At 61.7% G+C, this 6,215-nt stretch carries 4 protein-coding genes; 2 read left to right on the top strand and 2 right to left on the bottom strand.

Features of this window, described 5'->3' with window-relative positions:
* The coding region (locus SGJ19_15145) for a hypothetical protein (GenBank protein MDZ4781585.1) at positions 1 to 566 on the top strand (566 nt) is incomplete at its 5' end.
* A 1,054-nt stretch (positions 567 to 1,620) separates the two neighbouring features.
* On the opposite strand, the gene SGJ19_15140 is transcribed toward SGJ19_15145, so the two are convergent.
* On the bottom strand, positions 1,621 to 2,634 hold the full coding sequence (locus tag SGJ19_15140) for an aldose 1-epimerase (GenBank protein MDZ4781584.1): 1,014 nt from the start codon (positions 2,632 to 2,634) through the stop codon (positions 1,621 to 1,623).
* 20 nt (positions 2,635 to 2,654) lie between these two features.
* On the bottom strand, positions 2,655 to 4,901 hold the full coding sequence (locus SGJ19_15135) for a glycoside hydrolase family 2 TIM barrel-domain containing protein (protein ID MDZ4781583.1): 2,247 nt from the start codon (positions 4,899 to 4,901) through the stop codon (positions 2,655 to 2,657).
* 387 nt (positions 4,902 to 5,288) lie between these two features.
* Between SGJ19_15135 and SGJ19_15130 the strand changes: the two genes are divergently transcribed.
* Complete coding sequence (locus SGJ19_15130) at positions 5,289 to 5,639, top strand: hypothetical protein (GenBank protein MDZ4781582.1); 351 nt, start codon at positions 5,289 to 5,291, stop codon at positions 5,637 to 5,639.
* Positions 5,640 to 6,215: the final 576 nt, after the last annotated feature.

Genomic DNA, 6,215 nt, shown 5'->3' with positions numbered 1-6,215 from the left:
TTGCGTTCGCAAGAGAAGACGATGCGCTTCTCGGTTATCTGCATTCGCGCATTCATTTGGTATGGGCGCATACGCAGGGCACACAACTCCGAGAAAAAGAAAGCGGCGACCGCTACACCCCCACCACCTGTTTCGAAACCTTCCCCTTCCCCGAGCCAACAAAGTCACAGGAGAAAGAAATCGCTGCCGCAGCGGCGGAGTTGGATCGGCTGCGGTGCAACTGGCTCAATCCGCCGGAGTGGACGCGCACCGAGGTGTTGGAGTTCCCCGGATCAGTCGACGGCCCTTGGGCGCGCTACGTCCAGAAGCCGGACGCGCGCGGCATCGGCCAGGTGAAATACCCGCGCGTCGTGCCGAAAGATGAGGACAGCGCCCGGCAACTGGCGCGGCGCACCTTGACGAATCTCTACAACGAACGCCCAACTTGGCTAGCGCTCGCCCACCGCCGCCTGGACGAAGCCGTCTTCGCCGCCTACGGCTGGGACCCCGCACTAAGCGACGAGCAGTTGCTGGAACGCCTACTGGCCCTCAACCTGGAGCGCGCGGCGGAGGGGGCGGACCAGTAGTAGATCGCGCCACCCGTTAAGCCCAGGGAAGGCCCCCAACGACTCGTGCCGATAGAAAAGTCATCGGAGGCCTTCCCTGGGTCCGCCAAAACACGCGACGCAGTCCAAATCACCTCAAATCACAAACCAAACCTCCCCAAAAACAACCTCCTCTACTCCTCTACTCCTTTACTCCTCTTCCCCTCTCCTCCCCTTTTCGTGCCTTTCGTGCCGTTCGTGGTTAACCCCTCTCCCTCCGCGCACTGCGCCTCCGCGTTTCAAAAACCGCCTCCCCTCCCTTTTCCGTGTCCTTCCGCGGACTCCCTCCTCCTTTCGCGCCCATTCGCGTATTTCGCGGTTCCTCTCTCTCCTCCCCACCTCTCCGTGTCCTCCGTGCCCTCCGTGGTTCAAACCAAATTAAACCACAACCCTCCTGCTCGGCGCGGTCAAAACCAAGCCGTTGCCTTCCGCCACTCCCCACCGCAAAATCAAATCAAGCTCGCAACGTTTCAAGTCCTCCTCCCACTGAAAACTGAAAACTGAAAACTGAAAACTGAAAACTGAAAACTCCCCCCATCACCCCTCCCCGTTCCTTCTCCGTTCCAACCACTCCCGCGCGCGCCCCACGCTCCCCGACAAACCTTCATCAGAACTCATACCCCGGCCTTTCGGCTTCTTCTCTCTCCCCCAAGCGCTTAAATACGTCAACCGATGACAAACCCCGCAAGCCCAGCGACCTTTGCGTAAATACAACAGCCGCGCACGTCGCCCGCACAGTTCGCGATGCTCCGCAATATCCCAACGATCCGCCGGCTTCCCCGGGCATTCCCACCACCACCGCACGCCGCCGAAGTGCGGATACGCAGACACGGCCCGAAACACCTGCCGCCGCTGTTGTGGCACGGTCTCCCGACCGTGCCACCGGGCCGACCGAAGGTCTCCCAGTTTTGCAGATCAGCAAGTCCGCCGTGGCACGGTCGGGAGACCATGCCACAGCAGTACACGCTGAGCGATGTGACCACACTAGCCCGACGCGCCAGCGAGGGGGACCGGACGATGTGTTCGAGTACCGCGTCTACTCAAGGCCTACGTCAACTCCCCCTCGCTTGCGCGTCGGGCTAGTAGAGGCGGCCTCTCCAAGCGCCCATTGCGCGGAGAACTCGACGCGAGTCGTAAACGACGCCCCAGGCGCGAGAACCTGCAGGCCAACGTCGTGGCCTTGTTCGTTGAGCCAGAACAAGTCCGGCACGCAGGTATACGGCTCAATGCAAACCGCCTCGCGGTGCGGCGGCGTGCAGACCACGACGGTGCGGTATTCGGGGCCGAAAGTGATGTTGATCCGCCGCCCGTTCGCGGGATCGATCACGGCGCAGGCGTGTTGTTGGCCGTCAGCTTGTAGTCCACCATAGACGTCGTCGTAACCCTGGTCGGTGATGGCTCGGGCAGTGCGCAAGTCGAATGCACCGGAAACATCGAACTGCTTGCCGGTCGGCAGCACGCTGACCAATTCCCAGCGTTTACTGGCGGGCACTTCCAACTGGCAATCGGCCGCCGCGCCGCTGGACCCGAGCGGCACGCGAAAGTACGGATGCAAGCCAAGGCCCCAAGGCAGCGGCCGTGTATCCGGGTTGCGCACCGTCAGAGTGAACGACAGCGTCGAGGCAGTCAGCGCGTATTCGGCCGTCAGTTCGAAATCGGCCGGCCATTCTTCGAGAATCTTGGGTTCGACTTTGCTGGCGTGAAACCGCGCCACGACGCGCGACGCGTTCTGGTCGACGACTTCCCACGGGCGATTCATCACGAAGCCGTGAATGGCGTTCCCGGAGTTCATGCCCGACGCGGTGAGCGTGTACCGCTTCCCGCCGAACTCGTACGCGCTGTCGCGAATGCGTCCCGGAAAAGGAAAGAGAATCGGAATGCCGGAGTGCGACGGTTTCCCCTCGCCGGACGCGAACTCCGGCACGGCCCAAAGCGCGTCGAACGTAGCGCCGTTGACGACTGGCCGCCACGAGAAACAGTTGAGGCCGAACTCGGGGAGGATTTGGGCGCTGGCGCCGGCGTTGGTGAGCGTGAGGATTTCGAGGGGCATCGATGAATATCCGTGAACAATTATTTCTGTGGTTCCGACTCCAACAACCCAACGTCGATGTACTGCCCGCCGCCGGTTTGGCTGCAGTGGACCGCGATGGTGTTCTGGCCGGCGCGGAGTGTTGCCTGGGCTTCCGGGGAGATCGGCACGGCTTCGTAGTCGACTGAGTAGCCGTCGAGTTTCGCGGCCAGGATGCCGTTGAGATAGACTTCGCAGTCTTCGTCATGGTGAACATAGAGGAATACCTGGTTCGTCGGCGCGGCGTCGAGTTCGACTTCGCGGCGCAACCAGATCGATTCTCCGCTCCACGTCGTGCGGACTGCGGCGCCGGGAGTGCCTTCTGTGCCGAACCCGGCGGGGCCTTGTTGCCAGGTTTTGTCGTTGAACTTCTCGGCGAACCAATCCTCGGCCGGCTTCGTGAACGTGTAGCGCCAGATGTGCTCCTCTTGCTGGGAACTCTTAACCAGATCGACGAGGTCCGGCAATTGGCCGAGATTTGCCGCGCGGATGCGGTCGGCGTTGACCTTGAGCACCGCGCGATCGTAGGTATAGAGCCCGTTGGCCTCGGTTTCGACGTCGGTAATCTGCGTGTAGACCACGGCGTTCAAACCTGAGTCGCGGAGCAATTTCCAACTGGCGCGGAGCATCGTTTCGTAGCGCACCGTCAGATCGTCCTGGCTGGCGGCGCCGCGATAGCCCCAAGTCTTGTCGGTCCATGTATGACCGTCCACGCCGAGACCTAGGCCGCCGAATTCGCCGAGCACGGTAGCGCGCTTTTCATCCAACGGCGGCGCGCCGGGACCGGGATAGACGTGAACATCAACCAGGTCGCCGGCCGGGAAATCGTTCCAGCCGCTGGCGCAGTCGACGAGCCGCGAAGGATCGCGCTGCTTGGTTTCGTTGGTGACGCGCACCGTGTCGAATTGTCCCCAGCCTTCGTTGAAAACGACCCAGGTGATAATCGACGGGTGATTGTGCCGCTCGCGGAGCATCTCGGCGAGCTCGAGCTCGTATTGGGCGGCCGATGCCTTTGTGCGCGTGATCTCGCCACCATTGGGGCCGATCGCCTGGTCGCCGCTCGGCATATCTTGCCAGACCAGCAGGCCCAACTTGTCGCACCAGTAGTACCAGCGTTCCGGCTCGACCTTGACGTGCTTGCGCGTCATGTTGAAACCGAGTCGGATTGTCTCGTCGAGATCGAATTTCAGGGCCTCGTCGGTCGGCGCGGTGAACAGCCCGTCCGGCCAGAAGCCTTGATCCAACGGGCCGACCTGAAAGATCTGCTCGCCGTTGAGCGCAATGCGATTCACCCCGGCCGCGTCCTTGATGAGCTCAATCTTGCGCAGTGCGCAGTAACTGGTGGCGGAATCAATGGTCTTGCCATCGCGTTCCAACCGCACGCGCAGGTTGTAGAGATGCGGCGAGTCCGGTGACCAAAGTTTCGGCTGGTCGAAGGTGAGGTCGATCGTCTCGCCCGCGGGGGCGTAGCCGCCAGCCACCTCGGTGTCGCCGTCGTGCGCGGTGACAATCAGAGGCACGCCGTTGGCGTCGCCGGCGATCACCGGCTCAATTTTGACGGACTTTGTGTCGACATTCGGCGTGATTCGCAATGCGGCGATCGAGGTCACCGCGACGGGTTCCAGCCAAACGGTCTGCCAGATGCCCGTGGTCGGCGTGTAGTAGATGCTTTCCGGGTTATTGACTTGCTTGCCGCGCGGTTGCGTGCCCGAACTGGTGGGATCGGTCACGCTGACGACTAGTTCCTGCTCGGCGCCCCCGACGAGGGCGTCGGTGATGTCGAAGGAAAAGTTGTCGAAGCCGCCGCGGTGCGTTTCCAGCGCTTTGCCGTTTACATTGACTGTGGTCTCCCAATCGACGGCGCCGAAGTGCAACAGCACCCGTCCCTGACGCCAATCGCTCGGCACATCGAACGACCGGCGATACCAGAGTCGCTCTTGATCGCTGACGCGGCGCATCACGCCTGACAGGGCCGACTCAATCGGAAACGGGACCAGAATTTCCCCTTCGAACTTCGCGGGGACTTGGGCCGACTTGATGTCCGTAACGGCGTACTCCCAGAGGCCGTTCAGGTTTTTCCAGGCGTCGCGCACAAGCGTGGGGCGCGGATACTCCGGAAGTACCTTAGCTGGCGACACGTCCGCCGCCCAACGGGTCATCAGCGGTCCCTTCGCCGGCTTCCATTCGGCGCCATCGGCCGAGGAAATCGCCAAGCCAATCAGAACCGCCGCAAGCATCGATCGCCGCATTTCACGCCTCGCAATTCAGGGGGCACGCCATCAAGTCCAAGTTGCCTAGAAAGCATACCTGAACCGATCGACGATTTCACCCACCCGGTGTGCTCAGAGTGATAACGCCTGTCGCTGTTTTGCGGCGCGAATTCGCCGTCTTAATTGAGTCAGCTTCGCGGACTTGAGTGAAAATCGGCCAAAATCTGGGCTTGATTCCGACTTCGCCCACTCCAGCTTCGATTGGCATTGCACTTGCATTCAAGATCCAACATCGTCTATCCGCCAGTGAGCGTGAGTCAGCTTTAGTGGGGTGGGACAGCCCGTTACGAGGCGCCGGCCGCACCGGATGTGCGTCAGGCAATTCACGCCGCTGGAAGAAAACTTGTGTCGAGGAGCAACAAGGTCATGAAACGCTTGGTCCGATTCGTCGCCGTTCCCGTGGTGCTGATGGCGGTCCTGGCCGCGGCTTCGCCAAGCTCGGCGCAAAACTGGGGGTTCTATGTCAACGGCCCGCAGGCCAGCTTCGGCGCCAGCAGCTATGGCGGTGGCTATGGAGGTTACGGGTACGGCGCTCCGGGCTACGGCGCGTATCGCGGCCGCGGGTTCGTGGGGCTGAACTACCGGCCCAGCGTGCAGGTTTACGCCACGCCTTACGGCGCACCGCCGTCGTACTGCCTGCCGCCGCCGGTGTATCACCACCATCATCACGGTCACGGCCATGGCGGGCATGGCGGACATGGCCACGGCCGCTGGTAGATCGTGCCGGATGTTCGATTGATCCAGAAACTCAAACACCCGTGCCGCGGAACACATCCCGGCGCGGGTGTTCGCTTTTACCGGCCGGGTGGAAAAAAAACGGCCCGGCGGGCCACAGCTTTCGCTGGACCGCACCGGACCGTGCCCTCCTGGGAATCTCCTTCAGACGCGCCGCGTCAAAGTTGAGTTGACGACAGGGTGCCGAACGAAGCGGCGCTCCAAGGGTTCCCCCGAACCTGCTGGGCAAAACGGCTGTACCGGAAGGCGTTCCGGAACGTGCGATGACCGAATCGAAGCGTCACGGTGAATTCGGCCAAGCCGACCTACCAAGAATCTTTGGTGTTCAGGCCGGCAAAGTGAAAAAAGGCCCCCCTTTTTTCTGTGAGCCCGTCGTGATGACGACTCACAACCGGTGACAGTAAACGGTATCGGTAGAAACGGTCGTAAGACTTGCGGGAAGTTGGCGGGCGACTTTGCGACGCCCTCGTTCGGGCTCTGACTCGCGAATTCTTGGGCATATGGCGAACGGGTGTCGCGCTCAATTACAATGAGGATCCCGCCTTCCATTGGCCGCCG

It is taken from the genome of Planctomycetia bacterium (assembly GCA_034440135.1).
Lineage (GTDB): Bacteria > Planctomycetota > Planctomycetia > Pirellulales > JALHLM01 > JALHLM01.
Note: the sequence above shows the minus strand (reverse complement) of the source record. Positions and strands in the feature narration are given on the sequence as shown.